Below are 742 nucleotides of genomic sequence, written 5' to 3' on the forward strand. Positions count from 1 at the left end.
GAAAACCGGCGGCCGCTACGCCTTGTGGCTGCGCGACAGCGGCGCCGCGCACCCGGCTTGCCAGCCGGTGCTCGACTGGTTCGAGGAGCAGCGCAGCCAGCTGGACAGTTGACTCGATCCAGACCCGCGGGGACCTCGCGGTACCGCCCCAGACGCGCGCCGGCCCGGCGCGGCAGGGGCAGCCGCTCATTCCGCCATGTTCAGGTCCGGCAGCGGCTGCTGGAACATCCGCGTCGCGCTGGCCAGGCAGACCAGGCCCAGGCACATCCAGCCGAAACCGATCAGGAAGGACATGCCCGACAGGCTCGACCAGAGCCAGATGGTGCTGAGGAAGCCCATTGCCGGCAGCGCGCCGTAACGCAGGTAATTGCCTTTGCCGGTGAGACGCTGGTCGACCAGGTAGTGCTTGACGACTGCCAGGTTCACCGCCGAGAAAGCGAACAGCGCGCCGAAGCTGATCATGTTGGCGACGGTATCCAGGGTGACGAACAGCGCGATCAGCGAGAGCAGGCTGATCAGCATGATCGCCGTGGCCGGCACGCGCTTCTTCGTCACCAGCTTGCCGAATACGCGGGGGATCGCCCCGTCCCGGCCCATGGCGAACAGCACGCGGGAGACGCTCGCCTGCGACACCATCGCCGAGGCGAAGCAGCCGGCCACATAGGTGGCGGTGAAGAAGGTCACCAGCCATTCGCCGCCGATACGGCGCAGTACATCGAGCGACGCCGAGTCGGCATCGGTG

1 protein-coding gene is annotated in these 742 nt (G+C 67.5%); it reads right to left on the reverse strand.

Translation table 11 applies throughout. The annotated features are described in order from the left end of the window. Positions 1–186 precede the first annotated feature (186 nt). A partial coding sequence (locus ACCC94_RS29910; protein WP_413353199.1) for an APC family permease occupies positions 187–742 on the reverse strand: 556 nt, incomplete at its 5' end.

The sequence above is a fragment of the Pseudomonas sp. Pseusp97 genome (assembly GCF_047304025.1).
GTDB lineage: Bacteria > Pseudomonadota > Gammaproteobacteria > Pseudomonadales > Pseudomonadaceae > Pseudomonas.